General features: G+C 73.4%; 3 protein-coding genes. 1 reads left to right on the forward strand and 2 read right to left on the reverse strand.

Annotated features, from left to right (window positions below; genetic code table 11):
* Positions 1-911, reverse strand: a 911-nt coding sequence (locus QR77_RS48280) for a transcription antitermination factor NusB (RefSeq protein ID WP_040019894.1), incomplete at its 3' end; no start/stop codon positions are given.
* A gap of 31 nt (positions 912-942) precedes the next feature.
* A complete protein-coding gene (gene fmt / locus QR77_RS05110; RefSeq protein WP_040019896.1) occupies positions 943-1,908 on the reverse strand; it encodes a methionyl-tRNA formyltransferase in 966 nt (321 codons plus the stop codon).
* A gap of 310 nt (positions 1,909-2,218) precedes the next feature.
* Here fmt and QR77_RS05115 point away from each other — a divergent pair.
* The coding region (locus tag QR77_RS05115) for a hypothetical protein (RefSeq protein WP_040019898.1) at positions 2,219-2,738 on the forward strand (520 nt) is incomplete at its 3' end.

Raw genomic sequence — 2,738 nt, forward strand, 5'->3', positions numbered from 1 at the left:
GCGGCCAGCGCCGCCAGCAGCGCCGCCTTGCCGCCGGGTCCCGCGCAGCCGTCGAGCCAGCGCGCGTCGGGGCCTTCGACGGGGGTGTTGGCGAGGGCGACGGCGACCAGTTGGCTGCCCTCGTCCTGGACGCCGGCCCTGCCGTCCCGTACGACGTCGAGGGCGCCGGGCTCGCCGCCCTCGGCCATCCGTACCGCGTACGGCGACCAGCGGCCCGGCAGCCCGGACTCCTCGCCGAGCACCTCCATCAGCTCGTCCGTGGTGGAGCGTCCCGGGCGGGCGACGAGGGTCACCTCGGGCCGTTCGTTGTCGGCTTCGAGCAGGTCCTCGATACCGGCCCGGCCACCGCCGAGGGCGTCCCAGAGCGCGGTCACCACCCAGCGCGGATGCGAGTGGACGATGGCGAGGTGGTCCTCGGGGTCCTTGTCGTACGGCGGGGCAACCCGGCCCAGCCAGGTGTCGAGGTCGTCCTGCGAGATCTTCCGCAGAACGGCGTTGACGAACTTGGCGCGTCCGTCGCCGAGCACCACCCTCGCCAGCTCGACGCTCGCCGAGACGGCGGCGTGCGTGGGGATGCGCGTCCCGAGGAGCTGGTGGGCGCCGAGCGCGAGCACGTCGAGGACGGGCGGGTCGACCTCGCGCAGCGGCCGGTCGGTGCACGCGGAGATGATCGCGTCGTACGTGCCCTGGCGCCGCAGGGTCCCGTACACCAGCTCGGTCGCGAGGGCCGCGTCGCGGTTCTCGAAGTCGGCGTGCTCACGGGCCTTCTTGAGCAGCGGCGGCAGGACGAGGTTGGCGTACGCGTCTCGTTCGTCGACGGCCCTCAGCGCCTCGAAGGCGAGGATCCGCACGGGATCCTTCTTGGGGCGGCGGTAGGGCTTGGGGGGACGGCGACGGGCCTGCTCGTTCAAAGGTGCTCCGCGGTGAGAAGAATCGATCCCCTCAGCCTACGTCCGGTCGGCCCGCGTCCGGCGCGCCGAGCCTCTCGCCCCGGGCGATGCGCACCCCGCGCGCCCAGTCGGCGGCCCGCATCGGCTTCTTGCCCTGCGGCTGGACCCAGAGCAGCTCGACGGGGTGCGAGCCGGTGCCTGCGTACACGTTGTTCTTGCCGGCGCCGAGCACTCCGGGCGCGAGGCCCAGTTCCGTGAGCGCGGGCGCGGGAGCGACCTGGATCAGCTTGAGCCGCTCGCCCCGGAAGACCGACCAGGCGCCGGGCGCCGGGGTGCAGGCGCGGACCACCCGGTCGACGCGCATCGCCGGGGCGTCCCAGTCCACCTGGGCGTCCTCGACGTTGATCTTGGGTGCGAGCGTGATGCCCTCGGCGGGCTGGACCACGGGCTTGAGCGTGCCGTCCTCGATGCCGTCCATGGTCGCGACGAGCAGTCCGGAACCGGCGAAGGCGAGCCTGGTCAGCAGGTCACCGCTGGTGTCGGTGGGGCGCACGTCCTCGGTGATCACGCCGTACACGGGACCGGAGTCGAGCCCCTCCTCGATCTGGAAGGTGGACGCTCCTGTGACCTCGTCGCCCGCCATGACCGAGTGCTGTACGGGGGCGGCGCCGCGCCAGGCGGGCAGCAGCGAGAAGTGCAGGTTGACCCAGCCGTGCAGCGGTACGTCGAGGGCGACCCTCGGCAGCAGCGCGCCGTAGGCCACCACGGGGCAGCAGTCGGGGGCGATCTCCCGCAGCCGCGCGAGGAAGTCCTCGTCGCGCGGCCTGGCGGGGCGCAGCACCTCGATGCCCTCCTCCTCGGCGCGCTGGGCGACCGGGCTGGCGACGAGCCTGCGGCCCCGGCCCGACGGGGCGTCGGGCCGGGTCACGACGGCGGCTACCTCGTGCCGTTCGGAGGCGATGAGTGCGTCCAGGGCGGGTACGGCGACCTCGGGGGTGCCGGCGAAGACGAGCTTCATCGGTGGCTGACTGCCTCTCGGGCTGGGGCGTACGGGACGAGCGGTGACGGGCGTTGACGGGCGCCGGCTGTGAGCGGCGAGCGGCGCACCAGTCTATTGGCCGTGGGGCGATGAGGGGTTCAGGGGTGGTGCCCGGCAGGGGGTGGCCGAGGGGTGCGTACGCCGGTCCGCGCGCCGCGTGTAAATGCGGATACGCCCCCAGAGCGTGACCACATCGCCCGCTGGCGCGTTGTCAAGAGAGATTGACCCCCACGCGGGCCGCACCGGTGCGGCCCGGATCCTTTTCCACGCCGGTTCGAGAGGCTTGTTCATGGCCGACCACGCAACCCACGACGCACAAGCCCGGGCAAGTCTGCATCTGTTGGTGCGCGACATCGAGCGGGTCCGCCGTCAGGTGGACGCACTGCGTACCCTCACCGCCCAACTGGGCAATGTCTACCGCCCGCGCCGCTCAGGCCCTTCCACCGGCTTCGTCGTCTACGGCAGAGCCCCTGCGCCGACCGTCCGCCTCGCGCAGGAACTGCGGGACAGCGTCGAGACCCTGGTGACAGCGGCAGTGGACTTCGACCGCTCGCTGGGCTTCTCGTGGGACGCGGTCGGGTCGGCGCTGGGGGTCACCAAGCAGGCGGTGCACCGGCGTTACGGCGCCCGGCGCACCTCGCAGCAGCCCACGGCGGCCGAGCAGGACCAGGACGGGGCGGTGCCCCGTCCGCCGCTGCCGCCGGTGCCTGCCGTACCCGGCGTACCCGCGGCGCGTTCGATGCCCCCGCAGCCGACGGCGAGCACGCAGTCGCACCGCGAGGAGAGCCGGCCGGGCGCGTTCCCGGGCC

The sequence above is a fragment of the Streptomyces sp. 150FB genome, assembly GCF_000818195.1.
GTDB lineage: Bacteria > Actinomycetota > Actinomycetes > Streptomycetales > Streptomycetaceae > Streptomyces.

Bases quoted from the DNA above. Each gene is read 5' to 3' on its own strand.
- fmt (WP_040019896.1), bottom strand. From the start codon at position 1,908: ATGAAGCTCGTCTTCGCCGGCACCCCCGAGGTCGCCGTACCCGCCCTG.